19 protein-coding genes are annotated in these 22,631 nt (G+C 63.4%); 8 read left to right on the plus strand and 11 right to left on the minus strand.

Annotated elements, in window-relative coordinates:
- Positions 1 to 81 precede the first annotated feature (81 nt).
- Both V6M61_RS06795 and V6M61_RS06800 read left to right on the plus strand, forming a co-directional pair.
- Positions 82 to 1,074, plus strand: coding sequence for a quinone oxidoreductase family protein (locus V6M61_RS06795; RefSeq protein WP_332775808.1), 993 nt, complete (start codon positions 82 to 84; stop codon positions 1,072 to 1,074).
- 4 nt (positions 1,075 to 1,078) lie between these two features.
- Positions 1,079 to 1,912 carry an NUDIX hydrolase gene (locus tag V6M61_RS06800; protein WP_332775809.1) on the plus strand — a complete coding sequence of 278 codons (834 nt, stop codon included), beginning with the start codon at positions 1,079 to 1,081 and terminating at the stop codon, positions 1,910 to 1,912.
- A gap of 12 nt (positions 1,913 to 1,924) precedes the next feature.
- On the opposite strand, the gene V6M61_RS06805 is transcribed toward V6M61_RS06800, so the two are convergent.
- The 4 genes from V6M61_RS06805 to V6M61_RS06820 form a co-directional block, all read right to left on the minus strand.
- A complete protein-coding gene (locus V6M61_RS06805) occupies positions 1,925 to 3,589 on the minus strand; it encodes a Na/Pi cotransporter family protein (RefSeq protein WP_332775810.1) in 1,665 nt (554 codons plus the stop codon).
- A gap of 225 nt (positions 3,590 to 3,814) precedes the next feature.
- Positions 3,815 to 4,306, minus strand: coding sequence for a signal peptidase II (gene lspA, locus V6M61_RS06810; protein WP_332775811.1), 492 nt, complete (start codon positions 4,304 to 4,306; stop codon positions 3,815 to 3,817).
- The gene (gene ileS / locus V6M61_RS06815) at positions 4,306 to 7,125 is read right to left on the minus strand and encodes an isoleucine--tRNA ligase (protein WP_332775812.1); all 2,820 of its coding nucleotides are present in this window, start codon (positions 7,123 to 7,125) and stop codon (positions 4,306 to 4,308) included. The genes lspA and ileS overlap by 1 nt, the downstream gene beginning before the upstream one ends.
- Positions 7,126 to 7,245: 120 nt before the next feature.
- Complete coding sequence (locus V6M61_RS06820; RefSeq protein ID WP_332775813.1) at positions 7,246 to 8,271, minus strand: bifunctional riboflavin kinase/FAD synthetase; 1,026 nt, start codon at positions 8,269 to 8,271, stop codon at positions 7,246 to 7,248.
- 175 nt (positions 8,272 to 8,446) lie between these two features.
- Here V6M61_RS06820 and V6M61_RS06825 point away from each other — a divergent pair, with 175 nt between their 5' ends.
- Positions 8,447 to 9,004 (plus strand): HNH endonuclease, encoded by a 558-nt coding sequence (locus tag V6M61_RS06825; protein WP_332775814.1) that lies wholly within the window; start codon positions 8,447 to 8,449, stop codon positions 9,002 to 9,004.
- A gap of 18 nt (positions 9,005 to 9,022) precedes the next feature.
- Here the strand turns inward: V6M61_RS06825 and V6M61_RS06830 are convergent, their stop codons facing one another.
- Together V6M61_RS06830 and V6M61_RS06835 are read right to left on the minus strand one after the other, a co-directional pair.
- Positions 9,023 to 10,138: an acyl-CoA dehydrogenase family protein gene (locus V6M61_RS06830; RefSeq protein ID WP_332775815.1), complete on the minus strand. Its 1,116-nt coding sequence runs from the start codon at positions 10,136 to 10,138 to the stop codon at positions 9,023 to 9,025.
- An 11-nt stretch (positions 10,139 to 10,149) separates the two neighbouring features.
- Positions 10,150 to 11,331, minus strand: a complete 1,182-nt coding sequence (locus V6M61_RS06835) for an acyl-CoA dehydrogenase family protein (protein ID WP_332775816.1) — start codon at positions 11,329 to 11,331, stop codon at positions 10,150 to 10,152.
- Positions 11,332 to 11,476: 145 nt separating this feature from the next.
- Between V6M61_RS06835 and purN the strand changes: the two genes are divergently transcribed.
- A complete protein-coding gene (gene purN / locus V6M61_RS06840; protein ID WP_332775817.1) occupies positions 11,477 to 12,079 on the plus strand; it encodes a phosphoribosylglycinamide formyltransferase in 603 nt (200 codons plus the stop codon).
- 1 nt (position 12,080) lies between these two features.
- On the opposite strand, the gene mdeB is transcribed toward purN, so the two are convergent.
- On the minus strand, positions 12,081 to 14,792 hold the full coding sequence (gene mdeB / locus V6M61_RS06845; RefSeq protein ID WP_332775818.1) for an alpha-ketoglutarate dehydrogenase: 2,712 nt from the start codon (positions 14,790 to 14,792) through the stop codon (positions 12,081 to 12,083).
- A gap of 104 nt (positions 14,793 to 14,896) precedes the next feature.
- Here mdeB and V6M61_RS06850 point away from each other — a divergent pair, with 104 nt between their 5' ends.
- Positions 14,897 to 15,364 (plus strand): Lrp/AsnC family transcriptional regulator, encoded by a 468-nt coding sequence (locus tag V6M61_RS06850; RefSeq protein WP_332775819.1) that lies wholly within the window; start codon positions 14,897 to 14,899, stop codon positions 15,362 to 15,364.
- Between the two features lie 102 nt (positions 15,365 to 15,466).
- Here V6M61_RS06850 and V6M61_RS06855 read toward each other — a convergent pair whose 3' ends face one another.
- Both V6M61_RS06855 and V6M61_RS06860 read right to left on the minus strand, forming a co-directional pair.
- Positions 15,467 to 17,086 carry a peptide chain release factor 3 gene (locus tag V6M61_RS06855; RefSeq protein ID WP_332775820.1) on the minus strand — a complete coding sequence of 540 codons (1,620 nt, stop codon included), beginning with the start codon at positions 17,084 to 17,086 and terminating at the stop codon, positions 15,467 to 15,469.
- A 46-nt stretch (positions 17,087 to 17,132) separates the two neighbouring features.
- On the minus strand, positions 17,133 to 17,369 hold the full coding sequence (locus V6M61_RS06860) for a DUF1653 domain-containing protein (RefSeq protein ID WP_332775821.1): 237 nt from the start codon (positions 17,367 to 17,369) through the stop codon (positions 17,133 to 17,135).
- A 36-nt stretch (positions 17,370 to 17,405) separates the two neighbouring features.
- Here V6M61_RS06860 and V6M61_RS06865 point away from each other — a divergent pair, with 36 nt between their 5' ends.
- From V6M61_RS06865 to V6M61_RS06875, 3 genes are all read left to right on the plus strand, one after another.
- A complete protein-coding gene (locus V6M61_RS06865; protein ID WP_332775822.1) occupies positions 17,406 to 19,268 on the plus strand; it encodes a M48 family metallopeptidase in 1,863 nt (620 codons plus the stop codon).
- Between the two features lie 30 nt (positions 19,269 to 19,298).
- Complete coding sequence (locus tag V6M61_RS06870) at positions 19,299 to 20,552, plus strand: RsmB/NOP family class I SAM-dependent RNA methyltransferase (protein WP_332775823.1); 1,254 nt, start codon at positions 19,299 to 19,301, stop codon at positions 20,550 to 20,552.
- Positions 20,553 to 20,744: 192 nt separating this feature from the next.
- Complete coding sequence (locus V6M61_RS06875) at positions 20,745 to 21,944, plus strand: DesA family fatty acid desaturase (RefSeq protein ID WP_332775824.1); 1,200 nt, start codon at positions 20,745 to 20,747, stop codon at positions 21,942 to 21,944.
- A gap of 272 nt (positions 21,945 to 22,216) precedes the next feature.
- Here V6M61_RS06875 and rpmG read toward each other — a convergent pair whose 3' ends face one another.
- Both rpmG and rpmB read right to left on the minus strand, forming a co-directional pair.
- Complete coding sequence (rpmG, locus tag V6M61_RS06880) at positions 22,217 to 22,384, minus strand: 50S ribosomal protein L33 (protein WP_007863188.1); 168 nt, start codon at positions 22,382 to 22,384, stop codon at positions 22,217 to 22,219.
- Between the two features lie 11 nt (positions 22,385 to 22,395).
- Positions 22,396 to 22,629: a 50S ribosomal protein L28 gene (rpmB, locus tag V6M61_RS06885; protein WP_332775825.1), complete on the minus strand. Its 234-nt coding sequence runs from the start codon at positions 22,627 to 22,629 to the stop codon at positions 22,396 to 22,398.
- Positions 22,630 to 22,631 lie beyond the last annotated feature (2 nt).

The following is a 22,631-nucleotide window of genomic DNA, read 5'->3' on the forward strand; positions in this document are numbered from 1 at the left end:
CGCGGGGCAAGCAGGCAGCGCTGATTCGTGGCAGGATGCAGGCCGCACTTCCCATTCAACCGAATTTCAAGGAAAAGCAACATGCCACAAACCTCAAAAGCCGTCCGCATCGAGCAGCATGGCGGGCCTGAAGAACTCAAGCTGGTGACTGTCACGGTGGGCGAACCCGGTCCCGGTGAAATCCGTATCCGCCACCATGCCGTGGGGCTTAATTTCATTGATGTCTACCAGCGCAGCGGCCTGTACCCGCAGACCCTGCCGGTGCAGCTCGGCATGGAAGCGGCGGGGGTGGTCGAGGCCGTGGGCGAAGGGGTAACTCATCTCAAGGTGGGTGACCGGGCTGCCTATGCCAGCCACCCGCCCGGCAGCTACTGTGAGTTGCGCGTGATGCCTGCCAAATGCGTGTGCAAGCTGCCAGACGCCATTTCGTTTGAGACCGGCGCGGCCATGATGCTCAAGGGGCTCACCGCGCAGTACCTGCTGCGCCGCACGCAGCCGCAGGGCGGGCTGCAGGCCGGTGATTTCGTGCTGTTCCACGCTGCCGCCGGTGGCGTTGGTTTGATTGCCTGCCAATGGGCCAAGGCCTTGGGCCTGCAGCTGATAGGCACGGCGGGGTCGGACGAAAAATGTGCGCTGGCCAAGGAGTACGGCGCGGCCCATGCCATCAACTACACGCGTGAAGACTTCCTGGTCCGCGTGAAGGAGATCACTGGCGGGCGTGGCGTCAAGGTGGTGTACGACTCGGTGGGCAAGGACACCTGGGACAAGTCGCTCGACTGCCTGCAGCCCTTCGGCCTGATGGCGAGTTTTGGCGCTGCCTCGGGGGCGCCGGCGCCGTTCGCACCCGGCTTGCTGGGCGCCAAGGGCTCGCTCTATGTGACGCGGCAAACGCTGTTCACCCACATCGCCACGCGCGAGTCCACGCAGGCCATGGCCGACGAGCTGTTTGAGATGGTCACCAGCGGCAAGGTCAAGATACGCATTGACCAGCGGTTTGCGCTGGCCGATGTGGCAGAAGCACACCGCTCGCTGGAAGCGCGCAAGACCACCGGCTGCACGATCTTGACCCTGTGATCCAGTGAACAAGACGCCAGCAGAAAACCCTATGGTGGATGCCGGCTGGCTGCGCGCCCTGCAAGCACAAGCCAGCCAGCCCCCGCTGCGTCCGCGGGTGCCACTTTGGGCGGGCGATTCGCTGATTGGTTCGGTGGAGCCTGATTTTTTATGTCAAATCAGCCTGCAGCCCTTGTCAAATGGGCATGAGCAGCTCCTGAAAGAGGAGCGTTCCGGTGTGTCGGGCTGGTGCCTGCAGGGGGAGGTGAGCGCCGGCCTGAACCGCGTGGCCGCGGCTCTGCAGACGGCAGGTCTGGCCGGGGTGTGGCGCAATGAGCAGCTCGCTGTGCACAATGAACGCGGGGAACGCCTGGGCACTGTTGAGCGCGCCGCGGTGCGGCCACTGGGCATCACCACGCACGCCGTGCATCTGGTGGGGCAAACGGCCGATGGGCGCTTCTGGGTCCAGCAGCGTTCTCTGACCAAGGCCAACGACCCGGGCCTGTGGGATACGCTGATGGGCGGCATGATCTCGGCCGCCGACACGCTGCAGACCGCGCTGGTGCGGGAAACCTGGGAAGAGGCGGGCCTTGAGCTCGGCAAGCTGGGCGACGTGACGGCCTGTGGCCGCTTGTCCATGCGGCGCCCCTCGGAAGACGGCATGGGCGCGGGCTATGTGGTGGAGCACATTGACTGGTACCGCTGCACCGTGCCCCAGGGCCTTCGGCCCGTCAACCAGGATGGCGAGGTCGAGCAGTTTTGCCTGATGGATGCACGCGAATTGCTGAGCAGAATGCAGCACAACGAATTCACGACCGAGGCGGCGCTGATCCAGGCCGCCGTGCTCGGTTTGACCTGAGCCTGCCGGGGCCTAGCGTGCGCCGGGCAAGGCGATGGGCTGGCGCAAACGGCTGGGCGCCAGTGCCCCGGCCGAATCAAGAATGGGGTAGGCGATCGAGCAGATATGCGAGTTGATGCGCTTGAGGTCGCTGATCAGGTCGATGTGCAGCGAGCTGGTCTCCAGGCTCTGGAGCGTGTTGGCGGACAGGCGGCTCAGATGGGTGGTGGCGTAGGCGCGCTCCAGGTCGCGAAAGCGTGCTTTTTCTTCCAGCAGCTTCTGGGCGTCATGCACCGTGCCGTTCAGAAACACGCTCATGCCCAGGCGCAGGTTGTCGATGAGCCGGTCATGCAGCTCGCAGATCTCGGCCATGCCGGCTTCCGAGAAGCTGCGGGCCGGTTTGATCTTCTTGTCTTCAATGTCAATCAGCACGCGCTCGATGATGTCGCCGATCTGCTCCATGTTGATGGTGAAGCTGATGATGTCGGTCCAGCGGCGGCTTTCCTCTTCACTCAGGGCTTCGCGCGAGATTTTGGTCAGGTAGTACTTGATGGCCGAGTACAGCTCATCCACCGTATCGTCGAGTTTTCGTAGGTCTTCGGCCAGCCGCAGATCGTCTTTTTTGATGACTTCCAGCATGCCGCGCAGCATGGTTTCCACCACATCGGCCTGGTACATGGCCTCACGCGCCGCGCACGAGATTGCCAGCGAGGGCGTGGTCAGCGCGGAAGGGTCCAGATGGTGGTGGCGCGTGCTGGCGTCGGTCTTTTTCTCGGCTTTGGGCAGCCAGGCTTCGACCCAGCGTGCCACCATCTGCGTCAGGCCAATGAAGACCGCGCCGATAACGGCATTGAAGCTGAGGTGGAACAGCACCACCGCCGTGGCCGGTTCACCCAGCAGCGGGCGCACATGCTGCAGCCACAGGCCGATCAGCGGCGCGGCAATGACAATGCCCAGCGCCTTGAACACCAGGTTGCCCAGCGGCACCTGCCGCGTTTCGATGGAGGACTTTGCCGTGGTCAGCACGGCCAGCAGGCCGCTGCCCAGGTTGGCGCCCAGCACCAGGCCCAGGGCGACGTCCAGCGGAATGACATTGGTGCTGGCCAGTGTGGCGGTGAGCAGCACAATCGCCAGGCTGGAGTAAGACACCACGGACAACACCGCACCGGTGGTGATTTCCAGCAGCAAGTCACTGCTGAGCGATGCCAGCAGCGCCTTGACGGCCGGTGCCCGGGTCAGCACCTCGGTGGAATCCGTGACCAGCCGCAGCGCCAGCAGCATCAGGCCCAGACCAATCAGGACGCGGCCCAGGCGGCCTGCCGTGCTGTCCTGGCGCGAGATGAACAGCACCACACCCAGAAAAATGAAGAGGGGCGACAGCCAGGACAAGTCGAAGGAGAACACCACGGCCATCAGGCTGGTGCCGATGTCGGCTCCCAGCATGACGGCCAGCGCCAGTGGCAGCGCCACCAGACCCTGCCCGACAAAGGAAGCGATGATCAGCGCCGTGGCGGTGCCCGATTGCACCAGCGCCGTGACGCCAATGCCCGAGACGGCCGCGGTGTAGCGGTTGCTGATGCTGCGCGCCAGCACCTGGCGCAGATTGGCACCGAACACCCGCAGGATGCCGGTACGTACAAGATGGGTGCCCCAGACAAGCAGCGCGATGGCTGCCAATAAATTCAACAAATGCTTCATGGTTTTCGGCCTTCACTATACGCCAGCCGGCGCAAGCAGATGAAGCGGAAAACCCGGAGCATTCTTAAGCACCATGTTGGCTCTGCTGCTATTGAGAATTTCACCAATGATGGCAGGCCTTTGATGACCGTTCGCCCTGAGGTATCGAAGGGTCCGCGCGCTTGGCCCCAAGGCTTCGACAAGCTCAGCCCGAACGGTTCTTTGCTTAACAGAACAGTATTGGGGCTAACTCTTCTTCACACGCAGCAACTCATCCAGGATGAGGCAAAACGCGCCTATCGAGATGGCGCTGTCTGCAATGTTGAAGGCCGGGAAGTGCCAGCCGCCGTAATGAAGATCCAGAAAGTCCACCACATAGCCGTGCATCGTGCGGTCAATCACATTGCCCACGGCGCCGCCCAGTATGCAGGCCAGCGCGAAGGCAAACAGCTTTTGCCCGGCGTGCGACCTGAGCATGTAAAGAATGAACAGCGCCGCAGCCACGCCAATGGCCGTGAAGAACCAGCGCTGCCAGCCGGAGGCGCCGGCGAGGAAGGAAAAGGCCGCGCCTGTGTTGTGCACGCGCACGACGTTGAAAAAGCTGGTCACCTGGGTCGCATCGCCCAGCCGGTAGTAGCCCAGAATCAGCACCTTGGTGAACTGGTCGGCCAGCAGGATGATCAGCGCCAGGCCCAGCCAGGGCAGCATGCCGCGGGACGCGGTCGACGATCTGGCCATCAGGCAAACCTCCGGTCTTCGCCCGCACCGTACAGGTTGCTGGTGCAGCGGCCGCAGATGGCCGGATGCGCCGGGTCATGCCCGACATCCTTGCGGTAGTGCCAGCAGCGTTCGCATTTGGTGTCGGAACTGGCGGTAGTCCTTATGGTCATTGCGTCAGCAGCTATTAAATCAATAGCAGATGTAATGAAGGCGAACTTCAAGTCGTCGCCGAGGCTGGCGAGCAGTGCGTGGTCGTCGGCATTGACTTCCAGGGCCACATTGGCCTGCAGTGACGAGCCCACCTTGCCGTCGGCGCGCAAGGCCTCGATGTCCTTGTTGACCGCGTCGCGGATCTCGCGGATGCGCGACCATTTGGCCAGCAGCGCCTCATCGGGGGCGGTCAGCTCGGTATAGGTTTCCATGAAGATGGACTCCGAGCTGCCAAAGGTCTTCCACGCCTCTTCGGCGGTGAAGCTCAAAAACGGCGCCATCCAGCGCAGCATGGCGTGCGTGATCTGCCACAGTGCGGTTTGCGCGCTGCGCCGCGCCAGCGACTTGGGAGCCGTGGTGTACAGCCGGTCTTTCAGGATGTCGAGGTAGAAGGCGCCCAGGTCTTCAGAGCAGTACACCTGCAGCTTGGAAACCACCGGGTGAAATTCATAAATCTCGTAGTGCGCCAGGATGTCGGCCTGCAGCTGCGCCGCGCGGCTGAGCGCGTAGCGGTCTATCTCCAGCATCTGCTCGAACGGCACGGCGTCTTGGGCCGGGTCGAAGTCGCTCACATTGGCCAGCAAAAAGCGCAAGGTGTTGCGAATGCGCCGGTAGCCGTCGACCACGCGGGCCAGGATCTTGTCGTCAATGCTGAGGTCGCCCGAGTAGTCGGTGGCGGCGCACCACAGGCGGATGATCTCCGCGCCCAGCTTGCCGCTGATTTCCTGCGGCGCCACCACATTGCCCACGCTCTTGCTCATCTTGCGGCCCTGGCCGTCCACCGTGAAACCGTGCGTCAGCAGGCCTTTGTAGGGCGCGTGGTCGTACATGGCGCAGGCCGTGAGCAGCGAGCTGTGGAACCAGCCGCGGTGCTGGTCATGGCCTTCGAGGTAGAGGTCGGCCGGCCAGGTGGACTGTTCGGCGTGGCTGTGCTTGAGCACATGGTCGTGGGTGGTGCCGGAGTCGAACCAGACGTCCAGGATGTCGTGGCTCTTGGTGTAGTGGGCCGCATCTTGCTCGCCAATCAGCGATTCGGGCGTGGCCTTGCTCCAGGCCTCGACGCCGCCGGCCTGCACCATGTCGGCGGCCTGGTCCATGAGTTCCATGGTGCGCGGGTGCAGCTCGCCGGTGGCGGTGTGGATGAAAAAGGGCAGCGGCACGCCCCAGTTGCGCTGGCGGCTGATGCACCAGTCGGGCCGCCCGGCAATCATGTCGTGCAGCCGCACCTTGCCGTTCTCGGGGTAGAAGCGGGTTTCCTCGATCGCGGCCAGGGCCAGCTCACGCAGGGTCTTGGACGCCTTGTCCTTGGTGAACACGCCTTCACCCTCGTCCATGCGCACAAACCACTGGGCGGCTGCGCGGTAGATCACCGGCGTCTTGTGGCGCCAGCAGTGCGGGTAGCTGTGCATGATGTCATGCGTGTCAAACAGGCGCCCGTGTTCGCGCAGCGTCTCGATGATTTGCGGCGCGGCCTTCCAGATGTTCATGCCGCCGAACAGCGGCAGCTCGTCCACGTAGCGGCCATTGCCCTGCACCGGGTTGAGGATGTCGTCGTAGGACATGCCATGGGTCATGCAGCTGTTGAAGTCTTCCACGCCATAGGCGGGCGAGGAATGGACGATGCCGGTGCCGTCGTCGGCGGTGGCGTAGTCGGCCAGGAACACCGGGCTGAGGCGGCGGTAGCCCTCGTGCACCTCGTACAGCGGGTGCATGAAATTGAGGCGCTCGAGGTTTTCGCCCCGGGTGGTGGCCAGCACCGTGCCCGTGAGCTGGTAGCGCTCCAGGCACTTGTCGACCAGCGAGGCGGCCAGCACCAGCAGGCCGCGCTCGGTGTCGACCAGCGCGTAGTCCAGCTCGGGGTTGAGGTTGAGGGCCTGGTTGGCGGGGATGGTCCACGCGGTGGTGGTCCAGATCACGGCGAAGGCGTCTTTGGCCAGGCTTTTGAGGCCAAACGCGGCGGCGAGTTTTTCGGGCTCGGCAGATTTGAAACCGACATCCAGCGTCTGGGACTTTTTGTCGGCGTACTCGATCTCGAATTCAGCCAGCGATGAGCCGCAGTCAAAACACCAGTAGACGGGTTTGAGGCCGCGGTAGACGAAACCCCGCTCCATGATGCGTTTGAGCGCACGGATTTCATCGGCTTCATTGCCAAAATCCATGGTGCGGTAGGGATTGTCCCACTCGCCCAGCACCCCCAGGCGCTTGAAGTCCTGGCGCTGCCCTTCGATCTGCTCGGTCGCAAAGGCGCGGCTTTTGGCCTGCACCTCGTCGCGCGGCAGGTTGCGGCCATGCAGCTTTTCAATCGCGTTTTCGATCGGCAGGCCGTGGCAGTCCCAGCCCGGCACATAAATGGCGTCCAGGCCCTTGAGCTGGCGCGCCTTGACGATCATGTCTTTCAGGATCTTGTTGACCGCGTGGCCGATGTGGATCTGGCCGTTGGCGTAGGGCGGGCCGTCGTGCAGCACGAACTTGGGCGCCCCGCAGCGCGCATCGCGCAGTTTTTTGTAAATGCCTTTGTCGTCCCACTCTTTCACCCAGCCCGGCTCGCGCTTGGGCAGGTCGCCGCGCATGGGGAAGGGCGTGTCGGGCAAATTCAGGGTGCTGCGGTAGTCGGTTTTGTCGGTCATGGCAATGGCTTCGGAGTGTCATTCCGGGCTTGAGCCGGAATCCAGGATGGTGGGGGCGAGGAATGGATTGCGGCGGATTCGGAGGATCCCTCCGGGATCGGGTCCGCAATGACAGCTCGTCTAAATTCGGTCGCGCGTGGTCTGGCGGCTGGTTTCCGTGTGCATGGACGCCGCAAAAGCCTGGGCGAAAAACGCCCGCGCATCGTCGCAGTCTTTGGCGATGCCCGATCTCAGGCTGTCCAGACCGTCGTACTTCAGTTCGTCGTGCAGTTTGTGTAGCAGTTCCACGCGGATGATTTTACCGTATGCCCCTTCCGCGCCCAGGCTGGCGGGCCAGTCCAGGCAATAGGTTTCCAGCAGCACCCGCCCGGCGTTGACGTCATCGGCTTTCAGAGAGGGGCGCACGCCCAGATTGGCCACGCCGGGCAGGGGGCGGTCTGCCAGCCCATGCACATGGACCGCAAAAATGCCGCTGGCCGCCGGCTTCCAGTGGGAAAACCGCAGATTGAGCGTGCGAAAGCCCAGATTGCGGCCCAGTTTGCTGCCATGCACCACATGGCCTGAAACACTGTAGGGTCGGCCCAGCAGGCGCGCGGCATCGTCCATTTTCCCGGCAGCGAGCGCCTCGCGCACGGCCGAGCTGGAAACCCGGGTGCCATGCACTTCATAGCTGTTCATGCGGGCGACGTCAAAACCCAGGCGATCGCCCGCCGCGTCGAGCATGGCGTAGTCGCCGGCGCGTTTGACGCCAAAGCGGAAATCGTCGCCCACCAGCACGTACTGGGTCCCCAGGCCCTGCACCAGCACGTCCTGGATAAAGGTTTCGGGCGATTGCGACGACAGCCGCGCATCAAAGGGCAGCACCACGCACTGGTCGATGCCGCAGCGCGCCAGCTCGGTGAGCTTGTCGCGCAGCGTGGCAATGCGCGCGGGCGCCAGCTCGGGTTTGCGGGCGACCGCGGCGAAATAGTCACGCGGGTGAGGCTCGAAACTCATGACGCAGCTGGGCACGCCGCGGTGCTGGGCTTCGTTTTTAAGCAGCGCCAGCATGGCCTGGTGGCCGCGGTGCACCCCATCGAAGTTGCCGATGGTCAGGGCGCAGTGCGCCGCCAGCTGGGGATGGTGGTAGCCACGGAAAATTTTCATGAAGCCAATTATCGTTTTTATAGCGCCAGAGCCCGGTTGGGCGTCGCCTGAAAGTGGTTAATCGGGAGTTTGGACCTGTTTATCATGATTTCACTGTATATTGATACGCAGTTAGCCCGATTTCCTGGTCCGATTCCGTGTTTCCATGCGTCATTCGCAATCGTGGAGGTTCGTTTTGAAGGTCTTGAAGCTCTCAGCCCAGGGGTTGCCACAGTCGTGGATCAGCCTCGAACAAGCCGTGCTGCATTACGCAGCCGATGAGGTGCGCTGGGAGATGGGCGCGAAGATGACGCTGTTTCGGGGTGGGCACAACGCCATCACGGGCCAGCAGTCCCTCATCACGGTCAACAGCATCATTGGCACCAAGGGCGTGCCCAACATCAATCCCTTCAACCTCAAGCCCGGGCTGACCAACAGCAAGCTGTTTGCGCGCGACCGCAATGTCTGCGCCTATTGCGGCGATCATTTCCACGAAGAAGAGCTGACGCGCGAGCACATCATTCCGTTTGCCCAAAGCGGCATCGACACCTGGATGAACGTGGTGACGGCCTGCCGCGGCTGCAACCACCGCAAAAGCAGCCGCACGCCCGAGCAGGCCCGCATGCCGCTGCTGTACACGCCCTATGTGCCCAGCCTCTGGGAGGACTTCATTTTGCGCAACCGCCGCATTCTGGCGGACCAGATGGAGTTCTTGATGGCGCACCTGCCCAAAACATCGCGCCTGCACGCCTGAGCAGGCCCGGCTCAGGCCTCAGGCAAACACGCCCGCCGTATCCTGCATGCGCTGCGACACCTCGCCGAGGTGGTGCAGGCTGTCGCCAAAGGTCATTTCCAGCTGGGTGAGCCGCTTGAAATAGTGGCTCACGATGTACTCGTCCGTCACGCCAATGCCGCCATGCAGCTGCACGGCCTGCTGGCCCACAAAGCGCATGGACTGGCCCAGCTGGTACTTGGCGCGCGCCATGGCGCGGCGGCGCTCTTCGGTGGGTGAATTCAGCTTGAGCGAGGCGTAGTAGCTCATGGAGCGGGCCAGTTCGAGCTGCATCTTCATGTCGGCCACGCGGTGGCGCAGGGCCTGAAAGCTGCTGATGGCCACGCCAAACTGCTTGCGGGTGTTCATGTACTCGGTGGTGATGGCCAGCGTCTTGTCCATCACCCCCACGGCTTCGGCGCAGGCGGCGGCGATGCCAATGTCCACGGCATGCTCCAGCGCCGTCAGGCCGCCCTGGGTAATCAGGCTGGCCGGCGTGTCCTTGAGGCTGACTTCAGCCGCCCGCCCGCCGTCTTGCGTGCTGTAGCCGCGGGTTGTGACGCCCGTCGCGCTGCGCTCCACCAGAAACAGGGCGATCTGGCCCTTGACCGTGGCCGGAACGATGAAGGCATCGGCCTGGTCACCGGCCGGTACTATGCTTTTGGTAGCTGTCAGCGCCCATCCAGTACCGGCCGAAGCGGCTTTTGCCTCGCAAACATCGAGTTTGTAGCGGGCCGCGCGCTCCTGGCAGGCCAGCACCACCAGGCGCTCGCCGCTGGCGATGGGGGGCAGCCAGGCCGTTTTGAGCGCCTCCGGCGCGTAGGCCGAGAGCACGCCGCCGGCGATCAGGGCCTGGGTCAGGGGTTCGAGCACCATGCCACGACCCAGCTCTTCCATCGCGACCATGCCCTCAATCGGGCCCATGCCGAGCCCGTCGTGCGTGTCGGGAATGTACAGGCCCGTCAGGCCCAGCTCTGCCAGCTGCGCATAGGCGTCGCGCGAAAAGCCGCCGGCCTTGACAATGCCGCGGCGACGCTCAAAGTCGTAGCCCTTGTCCACCCATTTGCGCACCGCGTCGCGCAGTTGTTCCTGGTCGTCCGTGAAATCGAAATTCATGATGTTTCCCTTTAGCCAAGAACTGTTTGAGCGACGATGTTTCGCTGCACTTCATTGGAGCCGCCGTAAATGGTGGTCTTGCGCAGATTGAAATAGGTCGATGCCAGCGGCGCATTGCTTAGCACGCCGCCGGGGAAGTCTCCCTGCCAGCCGGCCTCCATGGCCTCCTCGATGAAGGGCAGGCTGTAAGGCCCGGCGGCCAGCATCATCAGCTCGCTGTAGCGTTGCTGGATTTCGCTGCCGCGGATTTTCAGCAGGCCGGCAATGTCCAGCGAGTTCTTGCCGGATTTCTCGGCCGACAGCACCCGCAGCACCAGCATTTCCAGCGCCACCACATCGACTTCGAGCTTGGCGATTTCGTCCCGGAAGCGGGTGTCGTCATAGACGTTCTCGGCCTTGGCGATGCGCTTGAGGCGCTCCAGCTCGCGCTTGGCCCGGTTCACGTCGGCGATGTTGGTGCGCTCGTGCGAAAGCAGGTGCTTGGCGTAGGTCCAGCCCTTGTTTTCCTCGCCAATCAGGTTCTCGGCCGGCACCTTGACGTTGTCAAACCAGACCTCGTTGACCTCGGCCTCGCCGTCCAGCAGCACGATGGGGCGCACCGTGACGCCGGGCGACTTCATGTCGATCAGCAGGAAGGAGATGCCGGTCTGCGGCTTGCCCTCTGTGCTGGTGCGCACCAGGCAGAAAATCCACTCGCCGTACTGGCCCAGCGTGGTCCAGGTTTTCTGGCCGTTGACGATGTAGTGGTCGCCCTGGCGCTCGGCCCGGCACTTGACGGAGGCCAGGTCAGAGCCCGAGCCCGGCTCGCTGTAGCCCTGGCTCCACCAGACTTCGCCGCTGGCAATGCCCGGCAAAAAACGCTTTTGCTGCTCGGCGTTGCCAAAGGCCATGATGACCGGGGCCACCATCACCGGGCCGAACGGCACCACACGCGGCGCGCCGGCCAGCGCACATTCTTCTTCAAACAAATGCTTTTGCACGGCGTTCCAGCCCGGGCCGCCAAATTCCTTGGGCCAGGCGTGGCCCAGCCAGCCTTTCTTGCCCAGAATCTTGGCCCAGCCCTGCATGTCGTCGCGCGACAGGCGCAGGGCATTGTGGACCTTGTGCGAGATGTCGGCCGGCAGGTTGGCGCGAACCCAGCTGCGTATTTCTTCGCGAAACGTCTGTTCTTCGGGGGTGAAGGCTAAATCCATCTTGGTGTCTCCAAATTCGGGTGTGTTTCAGCGTCGCTGCCACCACAGGTTTTTAGCACGGTCGTTCGGAATTTTATGTCTCAGGTGGGACAAATGCCAGGAATCGGCATCAGGCCCGGCGCAGGCCCTAATAAACTACGGGCCTATGGCAAGCAAGCAAAAAAACATCGTGATCCTGATTTCCGGCAGCGGCTCCAACATGGCCGCCATCGTCCGGGCCGCCCAAAAAGAAGCCTGGCAGGACCAATGGGGCGGGCGTGTGGCGGCCGTCATCAGTAACAAGGCGGGTGCGGCGGGCCTGGCGCTGGCGCAAAGCCTGGGCATGGCCACCGAGGTGCTGGCGCACCAGTCCTTTGCCTCGCGCGAGGCCTTTGATGCCGCCCTGATGGCGCTGATCGACCGCCATGAGCCGCAACTGGTGGTGCTGGCCGGCTTCATGCGCATACTCACGCCCGGGTTTGTGCAGCATTACGCCGGGCGGTTGATCAATATTCACCCGTCCCTGCTGCCCGCCTTCCCGGGCCTGAACACGCACCAGCGTGCGATCGATGCGGGCTGCCAGGTCGCCGGGGCCACGGTGCACCAGGTCACGGTTGACCTCGATCACGGCCCGATACTGGCGCAGGCCGTGGTGCCGGTGCTGCCGGGCGACAGCGCCGATACGCTGGCCGCGCGCGTGCTCACGCAGGAGCACCTGATCTACCCGCGCGCCATACGCGAGTGGCTCAGCAAGGGCAGCCCCTCCTGATTCAGGGCGCCTTGATGAGGTGCAGGGCGGCGCCCGCGATGCTCTGCGCGTTGACGCCAAAAAAATCGCGCAGGGCGGCGCGCGTGTCGCTGCGCCCGAAGCCGTCGGTGCCCAGCGTCAGGTAGCTGCGGCCTTCAGGCAGGAAGGCGCGGATGCTCTCCGGCACGGCGCGCACATAGTCGGTGGCGGCAATGATGGGGCCCGCGCTGCCGCGCAACCGGTTTTTGATAAAGGGCTCGATCGCGGCAGCCTCGCCTGCCAGCGCGCGCTGTTGTGAAGCGGCGCCATCACGCGCCAGTTCGCTCCAGCTGGTCACGCTGTAGACCGTGGCGTCCACGCCCTGGGCCGCCAGCTGCTGGGCGGCCTTGATGACCTCGGTCAAAATGGCGCCCGAGCCGAGCAGCGTCACGGTTTGAGACGATTTAGGTGTTTCCCCCTCGCCTTTTGTGCGTGAGTAGCTATCGAATTTATAGCAACCTTTGATGATGTCGCTTTCCGAGCCGGCACGCAGGTCGGGCTGGGCATAGTTTTCATTCATCAAGGTGATGTAGTAAAAAACGTCCTGTTGCAGGGCCATCATCTCGCGCATGCCCTGATCCATGATGACGGCCAGCTCGCAGGCAAAGGCCGGATCGTAAGCCTTGCAGTTGGGAATGGTGGCCGCCATCAGGTGGCTGGAGCCGTCCTGGTGCTGCAGGCCTTCGCCGCCCAGCGTGGTGCGCCCGGAGGTGGCGCCCAGCAAAAAGCCGCGGGCGCGCTGGTCGGCGGCGGCCCAGATCTGGTCGCCCACGCGCTGGAAGCCGAACATGGAGTAATAGATATAAAAGGGCAGCATGGCCAGGCCATGCACGCTGTAGCTGGTGGCCGCCGCCGTCCAGCTGGCCAGCGCGCCGGCTTCGCTGATGCCTTCTTCCAGGATCTGGCCGTCCAGTGCCTCGCGGTAGCTGAGCACCGAGCCGATGTCTTCGGGCGCATAGCGCTGGCCCACGCTGGAGTAAATGCCCACCTGCTTGAACAGGTTGGCCATGCCGAAGGTGCGCGCTTCATCGGCCACGATGGGCACGATCTTCGGGCCCAGGGCCGGGTCTTTGAGCAGGCCGCCGAGCATGCGCACAAAAGCCATGGTGGTGCTCATTTCCTTGGCCGCAGCGGCCAGCGCAAACTGGGCGTACGAGGACAGCGGCGGCACAGCAATGACGTCTGCGGCGGTTTCCCGTTTTGGTAAATAACCGCCCAGTGCAGCGCGTTTGGCGTGCATGTACTGCATCTCGGGGCTATCGGGTGCAGGTTTGTAAAAAGCTATGTTTCTGGCCTGCTCGTCGGAGAGCGGCAGGTTGAAGCGGTTGCGGAACTCGATCAAATCGGTTTCATCGAATTTCTTCTGCGAGTGCGTGGTCATGCGCCCCTGGCCCGCGCTGCCCATGCCGTAGCCTTTTTTGGTGTGGGCCAGGATCACCGTGGGCTGGCCCTGATGGTTTGCCGCCGCCGCGTAGGCTGCGTGGATTTTCACCAGGTCGTGGCCGCCGCGTTTGAGCCGGTCGATCTGCTCGTCGGTCATGCCTTGCGCCAGCCGTGCCAGTTCCTCGTTCTGGCCAAAGAAGTTGTCGCGGTTAAAGCGGCCGTCCTTGGCGGCAAAGGTCTGCATCTGGCCGTCGACCGTGTGGGCAAAGGCCTGCGTGAGGGCGCCGGTGAGATCGCGTGCAAACAGGCCGTCCCAGTCGCTGCCCCAGACCAGCTTGATGACATTCCAGCCGGCGCCGGCAAACAGTTTTTCCAGCTCGTCAATGATGCGGCCGTTGCCGCGCACCGGGCCGTCGAGCCGCTGCAGGTTGCAGTTGACCACCCACACCAGGTTGTCCAGCCCCTCGCGCGCGGCCAGGGTCAGCGCGCTCATGGACTCCGGTTCGTCCATCTCGCCGTCGCCGAACACGCCCCAGACTTTTCGGCCGGTGCAGTCGAGCAGGCGGCGGTGCGTGAGGTAGCGCATGAAGCGCGCGTGGTAGATCGAGCTGATCGGACCTATGCCCATGGAGCCGGTCGGGAACTGCCAGAAGTCGGGCATCAGATACGGGTGCGGGTAGCTGCAAAGCCCTTGCGCTCCATGGCCGGGTGCGGAAAGTTCCTGGCGGTAAAAGGCCAGGTCTTTTTCCGTGAGCCGGCCTTCCAGGTAGGCGCGGGCATAGACACCGGGCGCGCTGTGCGGCTGGAAGAACACCAGGTCGCCGCGGTGCTGGTTAACACCGTCAATCTGACCCAGGCCTTCGCGTGCGTGAAAGAAATGGTTGAAGCCGGCCTCGAACAGATCGGCCGCACTCGCATAGCTCGCAATATGGCCGCCAAGCTCGCCATGCGCCTGGTTGGCGCGCACCACCATGGCCAGCGCGTTCCAGCGCATCAGCGAAGCCAAGCGCTCTTCAATCGCCAGGTCGCCGGGAAACACCGGTTGCTCGTTGACGCCTATGGTGTTGAGGTAGGGCGTGGACAGCTCGGGCTTCCAGCCCACACGCTGGGCGCGTGCCAGCCGGGCCAGCTCGTCGAGCATTTGCCGCGCACGCGCCGGGCCCTGGGTGGCGGCCAGCGCGCTAAAGGCCTCGCGCCATTCGGCGGTTTCCTGGGGGTCCGGGTCGCTAGCAGGCATAGTCGCCGGGCCGCTTTCACCGGGCAAATTCAGATCGGCCGGCGCCAGCGCGTGGGAGGGAATAGAAGCGTTCATCGGGCTCAATATACGCAGATTTGCACCAAATGAGCTGCCAAGATAGCGCCGTCAACCAGGTTATGGACAGCATAAAATGCTTTGAATTTTCGATTTAAAGGTTTATGAAGCTTGACAGCCTGGATTTAAGGATTCTTGACGAGCTGCAGCGCGACGGCGCGCTGTCCAACGTGGAGCTGGCGCGCCGAGTACACCTGAGCCCGTCGCCCTGCCTGGCGCGCGTCAAGGCGCTGGAAGCTGCCGGCGTGATTGACCGCTATGTGGCGATTGCCAATGCCGCTGCGCTGGGGCTGGGCTTGAATGTGTTCATCTCCATCAGCCTGCGCTCGCAGAGCAAGGAGTCCCTGGCCGAGTTTGAACGGCGCATCGCCGAGCATGACGAGGTGATGGAGTGCTATTTGATGAGCGGCGACAGCGACTACCTGATCCGTGTGGCGGTGGCTGACATCGGCGCGCTGGAAAGATTCATTCTGGAGCAGCTCACGCCAATTCCCGGCATCGAAAAAATCCGCTCCAGTTTCGCGCTCAAGCAGGTGCGCTACAAGACGGCGTTGCCGCTGCCCGCCCTGTAGCGGTTGCTCGCAGCTCGCGGTCTGTGCTGTTGCCGCAGTGAAGATTGCTACTAAAAAAATAGCTGTCAACGCCCGATCAGCAAGGGCTAGAACCTTAAATCGTTACATTTTCGATTGAAACACCAGGCCTGCATGCTCGCGCAGCGCATGGAATTTGATCTTGGGCCATTGCTGCTCGACCGCGCGCAAGGTGGCGCTGTGATCGACCAGCAGGGTGGGCGCATCGACCGCATCGAGCGCCACGCGGTGCGAGTTGGCATCGATGAATTTTTTCAGCTCGTTGGCATCGTCGCTGGTGACCCAGCGCGCCAGGTGGAAGTTGCTGCCCATGATGCGGGCTTTCACGCCGTACTCGTGTTCCAGGCGGTGCGCCACCACTTCAAACTGCAGCTGGCCGACCGCGCCCAGCAGCAACAGCGAGCCGGCAATCGGGCGGAACACCTGGATCGCGCCCTCTTCGCCGAGCTGCGTCAGGCCGGCGCGCAGCTGCTTGCTACGCAGTGGGTCGGCCACCTCCACGGCGCGGAACATTTCCGGCGCGAAGAAGGGCAGGCCGGTGAACTGCAGCGCTTCGCCTTCGGTCAGCGTGTCGCCGAGCTGCAGCACGCCGTGGTTCGGAATGCCGATGATGTCGCCTGCGAACGCAGTGTCCAGCAATTCCCTGCGCTGGCTCATGAAGCTGACCACGGTGTTGGGGCGAAGCTCCTTGCCGCTGCGCACGACTTTGAGGCGCATGCCGCGCGTGAACTCGCCGCTGGCCACGCGCAAAAATGCAATGCGGTCGCGGTGGGCCGGGTCCATATTGGCCTGGATCTTGAAGACCACGCCCGAGAATTTCTTTTCTTCGGGCTGCACGGTGCGCTGCAGCGCGGCCCGTTCGGCCGGTGCCGGCGCCAGATCAACCAGCGCATCGAGGACCTCGCGCACGCCGAAGTTGTTGATGGCCGAGCCGAAGAACATCGGCGTCTGCTTGCCGCTCAGGAACTGGGCGCGGTCAAATTCGTGCGAGGCGCCGGCCACCAGCTCAATCTCGTCCTGCGCCTGCTTGTACTCGGCGCCAAAGCGTTTGGCCGCCTCGGCGTTGTCGAGTCCGGACAGGATTTCATCGTCGCCGCCGCGCTTGTCTTCGCCGGGGCTGAAGACGCGCATCTGGTCCTCGCGCCGGTCATACACGCCATGAAACAGCTTGCCCATGCCCACCGGCCAGGTGAAAGGCACCACCGCCATGCCCAGTTCGCGCTCGATCTCGTCCATCACGCTCATCGGGTCCTGCACCTCGCGGTCCATCTTGTTGACAAAGGTCAGGATGGGCGTGTTGCGGGCGCGGCATACCTGCAGCAGGCGGCGCGTCTGCGGCTCCACGCCGTTGGCCGCGTCAATCACCATCAGCGCCGCGTCCACGGCCGTCAGCACGCGGTAGGTGTCCTCCGAGAAATCCTGGTGGCCGGGTGTGTCTAGCAGGTTGATCACGCAGTCGCGGTACTCCATCTGCATGACCGAGCTGGCCACCGAGATGCCGCGCTGCTTCTCGATCTCCATCCAGTCGCTGGTGGCGTGGCGCGCGGCCTTGCGCGCCTTGACGCTGCCGGCGATCTGGATCGCGCCCGAAAACAGCAGCAGCTTCTCGGTCAGCGTGGTCTTGCCGGCGTCGGGGTGGGAGATGATGGCAAACGTGCGGCGGCGCTTGACCTGTTTTGCGATTTCGGAAGGGATTTCAGACATAACCCTCAATTATCGTTGACGTGGCTTGCCACGTTGCAGGCCGGGTTTAATCGGGCTGCCTGGCAAAACGCGGCTGCCGCACGCCGTCTATCACCACCTCCTCGTTGAACATGGCGGCCGGGCGCACCCACAGGCCGCGCTCGCCGTACAGGGCCCGGTACAGCGTCATCGGCTCCAGGCTCTCGCTGTGGCGCACCGTGCCCACGACTTCATAGAGCAGGCCCTTGTAATGCCGGTACAGGCCGGGCGGGGTTTCGATCAGGGGGGCAAGGTCTTGGTCCATGGTTAAGATTGTCCACAAACCAAGGAGGGGAAGCGATTGGATCGAGCCGATTTCATTCATTTGGTGCGACTGAGCGAACACGCCAGCGCCGAAGACAGCAAAGCCTACCGCCGCAGCGTCGCGGCCTTTGCCGCCCTGGGTTATGCCTGGGTTGTCGGGTGTCTGCTGCTGGCGGCGGCGATTCTGTTCTGGACGGTCGGTTCGTTGCTGCGGGGCCAGTTCAAGGGCGCCTATATCGGGCTGCTGCTGGCTGCGGGCGGCCTGCTCTGGACCAGCCTGCGCGCCCTGTGGTGCCGGCTCGACGAGCCGCAAGGCGTAGCGCTGTCGCCCACCGAGGCGCCGGCCCTGTTCGAGGCGCTGGAGCGCATTCGCAGGAAGATCAAGGGCCCGGCTATCCACCGTGTGCTGCTGGACGGGGACTTCAATGCCAGCATCAGCCAGTATCCGCGCTATGGCCTGTTTGGCGGCGCCGTCAATTACCTGACCATTGGCCTGCCTTTGCTGCTGGCGGTGGACCGGCCGCGCTTTCTCGCCGTGCTGGCCCATGAGTACGGTCACTTGCGTGGCGACCACGGCCGCTTCGCGGCCTGGATTTACCGCACCCGCCTGAGCTGGGCCAAGCTCAGCCACGGCCTGCGCAACGACGAGGGGCCGGCGGCCGCAGCCACCCAGGCCTTCCTGCGCTGGTATTTCCCGCGCTTTTCGGCCAAGACCTTTGCGCTGGCGCGCCAGGACGAGTACGAGGCTGACCGCATTTCCGGCAAGCTGCTGGGCAAAGAAGTCGCCGCCGCAGCGCTGACCGAAATCGCCATCAAGAGCGCCTGGCTGGGCCGCGAGTTCTGGTCGGGCCACTGGAGCGCCGCCGCAGCCAGCGCGCTGCCCGTCGGGCCGTATGCGGCCATGCGCAAACTGCTGGCCTTGGCGCCGCCGGACGACTTCGCCCGCGAGACCTTGCGGCAGACCCTGAGGCAGATCAGCGACGTCGATGACACGCACCCGGTACTGCGGGATCGCCTGGAGGCGCTGGACGCGAGCAAGGGCTTGCCCGCCTGGTCGTCCAAACCCGCGCTGGACCTGCTGGGCGCCAGCGGTGCCAAGTGGATCGCCCATTTCGACAAGCAATGGTGCAAGGACAACGCTACCGACTGGAAGCAGCACCATGCCTACCTGGGTCGGGTGCGGGCCCGCGCCGACGCCCTGATGGCCAGCGCCGCGCGCAACAACGCCGGCGAAATGGTCGAGCTGGGCGACCTGCAAAGACGCCTCAATGCGCGTGCCGATGTGCGGAGCCACTACGAACGGGCTTTGCAGATCACGCCCGGCCATGCTGACGGTTTGCGCGGCCTGGTGCAATGCCTGCCGGCCGCTGAGCATGCCCGACGGCTGGACTGCCTGGGCCAGCTGTTTGATCACAGCCTGCCCAACCGCTGGTGGGCCTGCCGGGTGGCGGTGGCCGAGCTGGAAAAGCCCGCCGCCGACGGCAGCCTCGATGACAAGGCGCTCAAACTTTGGCGCGAGCGGCTCAAGCAGGCCGAGGAAGCCGAAGGCCGTGCCTGGGAAGAACTGACGAACACGCCGTTTTTCCAGTCGATCAGCCGCCACGACCTGAACGAATTCGAAAAAGGCGAGGTCCAGGCGGGTCTGGCGCGCTGCAAACCGGTGGCCCGGGCCTGGCTGGTGCGCAAGAACCTGCGCGAGTTTCCCTACCGGCGCTGCTACCTCGTCTTCGTGGAACTGCCAGGCCTGGACGACGAAGAGCGCTACGACCTGTGCCGCGCGCTCGAGCGTTCGCTGGACCTGCCCGGGCCGGCTCTGGCCCTGTGGGCCGGCTATTCCCCCACGCTGGACGACATCGAGCGAAACGCTTTCGAGCCCATCTACATCCGCCCTCCGGCTTGAAGCTGCACGGCCAGATGGGACAATAGGGCCATGCACCCTAAAGCCTTACTCGACAGTTGTTCCGAGCTTCTCAAGCAGGTTCTCAAATTTGACCACCCCGCCGACGCCGTGGTGTCGCGCTACTTTCGCGAGCAGCGCCTGGGCCCGCGCGAGCGCGCCACGCTGGCCGAAACGGTGTACGGCGTGCTGCGCAAAAAATCGCTCTACACCTACCTGGCCCAGCACGGCAGCGGCCCGCCCGAGCGGCGGCTGGCGATTTTGGGTTTCGCGGCCGAGCGTGATTTTCTTTTAAGTGCGCTGACCGATCAGGAAAAAGACTGGCTGGCCCGCTGCGACCAGGTCCAGCCCGGTGATTTGCTCGAATTGCACCGCCACAACCTGCCGCAGTGGCTGGTTGAGCCGCTCAAGCAGCAGCTCGGGGACAATTTCTGGCCGCTGGTGGAAAGCCTCAACGCCCCCGCCGGGCTCGACCTGCGGGTCAATGCCCTGAAGGATAAACGCTCTGATGTCCAGAAAGAGCTTGCAAAAGCAGCTATCAAAACAGTAGCAACTCCTTACTCGCCCTGGGGTTTGCGGCTGGCCGACAAGCCGCCGCTGAACAAGCTCGACGTCTTTACCCGGGGCGCCATCGAGGTGCAGGATGAGGGCTCCCAGCTGCTGGCACTGCTGCTGGACGCCAAGCGCGGCGAGATGGTGGTGGATTTTTGCGCTGGCGCTGGCGGCAAGACGCTGGCGATAGGCGCCAGCATGCGCAATACCGGCCGGCTGTACGCGTTTGACACCTCCGGCCACCGGCTGGACGCCCTCAAACCCCGGCTGGCGCGCAGCGGCCTGTCCAACGTCCACCCGGTGGCCATCGCGCACGAGCGCGACGAGCGCATCAAGCGCCTGGCCGGCAAGATAGACCGGGTGCTGGTCGACGCGCCGTGCTCGGGCCTGGGCACCTTGCGGCGCAACCCCGACCTCAAATGGCGGCAGAGCCCCAAGGCGATTGAGGAGTTGACAGCCAAGCAGACGGCGATTTTGCAGAGCGCCGCCCGCCTGCTCAAGCCCGGCGGGCGGCTGGTCTACGCGACCTGCAGCGTGCTGCGGGACGAAAACGAGGCGATTGCCGAGGCCTTTAGCGCAGCCAACCCGGCGTTCAAACCCCTTGAAACCAGGGAGCTGCTGACCCATCTGGGGGTGGAGGGGGCTGAGCGGCTGTGCAGCGGCGCCTACCTGAGGCTGTGGCCCCACCAGCATGGAACTGACGGTTTTTTTGCCGCCGTCTGGCAGAAAATTTGATGAGTTTTGAAAGAAGAAGACGTTAAATGGCGATTAATTGAGTGTTTATCAGTAAATTTACTTACTTTTTCGGTGTTGCATGGTTATGGCGTCCGCAGGGTTGGTGTTTCCGGCCTGAGCGCCTACAATAGAAGGCTAACCCGAGCCGCGCTTTGAGGCAAAGCGCCGGTGTGGGCTGTTTTAAGGAATCTCATGATCTTTTTTGATGCCGCCATTGACTGGCTGGCCCACGGACTGGTCGCCGCAAGCTGGTGGCAAATTGTGCTGTACACCCTGGTGACGACGCACATCACCATTGCCAGTGTCACGATTTATCTGCACCGTCACCAGGCGCACCGCGCCATGGACCTGCACGCCATTCCCGCACACTTTTTCCGCTTCTGGCTCTGGCTGGGGACCGGTCAGGTCACCAAGGAGTGGGTGTCGGTGCATCGCAAGCACCACGCCAAGTGCGAAACCCTGGAAGACCCGCACAGCCCCCAGGCCCACGGCATTGAAACCGTGTTCTGGAAGGGTGCCGAGCTCTACCGTGCCGAGACGAAAAACAAGGAAACCCTGGCCAAGTTCGGTCTGGGCACGCCCAATGACTGGCTGGAGCGCAATGTGTACACGCGCTACAGCTGGCAGGGCGTGGGCCTGATGATGGTCATCAACCTGGCGCTGTTTGGCGTGGCCGGTCTGGCCGTGTGGGCCGTGCAAATGGCCTGGATTCCCGTGACGGCCGCCGGCATCATCAACGGCATCGGCCACTACTGGGGCTACCGCAACTTCGAGGCGCCCGACGCCAGCACCAACATTTCGCCCTGGGGCATCATGATTGGCGGCGAAGAGCTGCACAACAACCACCACACCTACCCGACTTCCGCCAAGTTCTCGGTCAAGCCCTACGAATTCGACATCGGCTGGGTTTATATCCGCGCCCTGGAAAAAGTCGGTCTGGCCACGGTCAAGAAAGTGCCGCCCAAGCTGCAGCTGGGCGCCATCCAGCCGGTGGCTGACGAGAAAACCCTCGAAGCGCTGATCGCACACCGCTACGAGGTCATGGCCGGTTATGCGCGTGAAATGCGCCGTGCCTGCAAGGTCGAGATGGAGGCCCTGAAAGCCAAACAAGGCGATGTCTCGGTGCTGCAGGCGGCCAATCGCTGGCTGCACCGCGACGATGACAAGGTGCCCGCAGCGGCCAAACCGCAAATCGCCCAGGTCCGTGCCGAGCATCCGGTGCTCGACAAAATGGTCACCATGCGCGAAGAGCTACGCCAGATGTGGCTGACCACCACCGCCTCGCGCGAGCAGCTCGCGGCTGATCTGCAGGCCTGGTGCCATCGTGCCGAAGAAAGCGGCATTGCCGCCCTGCAGGAGTTTTCTGCCAAGCTGCGCGCAGCCCGCGCCTAAACTGCAACTGCCCGATCCCAACGCCGGCCGTCAGGCCGGCATGGCGGCCGCCTCAGCGAAATGCTGGGGCGGCCGTTTTCATTGGTGCGATTGATACTCGCCTTTGAAGAGGCGGGAGGGGCTAAGCAGGCGCCAGTAGCCAGCACGTGCGCACCGGGAGCAGTGCAGGATTATTGATGCGGAAGCTTTCAGCAGGCGCAAAAAAAACCCGCCGGGCAAGGGCGGGTTCTTTGGGGTGGTGATGCCAGGGCGCCACCGAAAACCAGGCTGAATTACTTCAGCTTGATTTCCTTGTATTCCACATGCTTGCGAGCTTTCGGATCAAATTTCATGATCAGCATTTTGTCGGGCGTGGTTTTCTTGTTTTTGGTGGTCGTGTAGAAGTGACCGGTGCCGGCGGTTGATTCCAGCTTGATTTTTTCGCGTGCGCCTTTAGCCATGGTGGTGCTCCTTAAGCTTGGCCGCGTGCGCGCAGGTCTGCGAGCACGGCATCAATGCCGTTTTTGTCGATCAGGCGCAGGGCTGCGCTGGAAACGCGCAAGCGAATCCAGCGGTTTTCGCTTTCGACCCAGAAACGGCGGTATTGCAAGTTCACGAGGAACCTGCGTTTGGTTTTGTTGTTGGCGTGGGACACATTGTTGCCCACCATCGGGCGTTTGCCCGTTACTTCACATACGCGTGCCATAT

It is taken from the genome of Polaromonas sp., from assembly GCF_036676035.1.
Classification (GTDB): Bacteria; Pseudomonadota; Gammaproteobacteria; order Burkholderiales; family Burkholderiaceae_C; genus Polaromonas.

What these genes read in the sequence shown, in the direction of transcription:
- V6M61_RS06795 (WP_332775808.1), top strand. Translation starts at nt 82, where the DNA reads ATGCCACAAACCTCAAAAGCCGTCCGCATCGAGCAGCATGGCGGGCCT.
- V6M61_RS06805 (WP_332775810.1), bottom strand. Translation starts at nt 3,589, where the DNA reads ATGAAGCATTTGTTGAATTTATTGGCAGCCATCGCGCTGCTTGTCTGG.
- lspA (WP_332775811.1), bottom strand. Translation starts at nt 4,306, where the DNA reads ATGGCCAGATCGTCGACCGCGTCCCGCGGCATGCTGCCCTGGCTGGGC.
- ileS (WP_332775812.1), bottom strand. Translation starts at nt 7,125, where the DNA reads ATGACCGACAAAACCGACTACCGCAGCACCCTGAATTTGCCCGACACG.
- V6M61_RS06820 (WP_332775813.1), bottom strand. Translation starts at nt 8,271, where the DNA reads ATGAAAATTTTCCGTGGCTACCACCATCCCCAGCTGGCGGCGCACTGC.
- V6M61_RS06830 (WP_332775815.1), bottom strand. Translation starts at nt 10,138, where the DNA reads ATGAATTTCGATTTCACGGACGACCAGGAACAACTGCGCGACGCGGTG.
- V6M61_RS06835 (WP_332775816.1), bottom strand. Translation starts at nt 11,331, where the DNA reads ATGGATTTAGCCTTCACCCCCGAAGAACAGACGTTTCGCGAAGAAATA.
- purN (WP_332775817.1), top strand. Translation starts at nt 11,477, where the DNA reads ATGGCAAGCAAGCAAAAAAACATCGTGATCCTGATTTCCGGCAGCGGC.
- mdeB (WP_332775818.1), bottom strand. Translation starts at nt 14,792, where the DNA reads ATGAACGCTTCTATTCCCTCCCACGCGCTGGCGCCGGCCGATCTGAAT.
- V6M61_RS06850 (WP_332775819.1), top strand. Translation starts at nt 14,897, where the DNA reads ATGAAGCTTGACAGCCTGGATTTAAGGATTCTTGACGAGCTGCAGCGC.
- V6M61_RS06855 (WP_332775820.1), bottom strand. Translation starts at nt 17,086, where the DNA reads ATGTCTGAAATCCCTTCCGAAATCGCAAAACAGGTCAAGCGCCGCCGC.
- V6M61_RS06860 (WP_332775821.1), bottom strand. Translation starts at nt 17,369, where the DNA reads ATGGACCAAGACCTTGCCCCCCTGATCGAAACCCCGCCCGGCCTGTAC.
- V6M61_RS06870 (WP_332775823.1), top strand. Translation starts at nt 19,299, where the DNA reads ATGCACCCTAAAGCCTTACTCGACAGTTGTTCCGAGCTTCTCAAGCAG.
- V6M61_RS06875 (WP_332775824.1), top strand. Translation starts at nt 20,745, where the DNA reads ATGATCTTTTTTGATGCCGCCATTGACTGGCTGGCCCACGGACTGGTC.
- rpmG (WP_007863188.1), bottom strand. Translation starts at nt 22,384, where the DNA reads ATGGCTAAAGGCGCACGCGAAAAAATCAAGCTGGAATCAACCGCCGGC.
- rpmB (WP_332775825.1), bottom strand. Translation starts at nt 22,629, where the DNA reads ATGGCACGCGTATGTGAAGTAACGGGCAAACGCCCGATGGTGGGCAAC.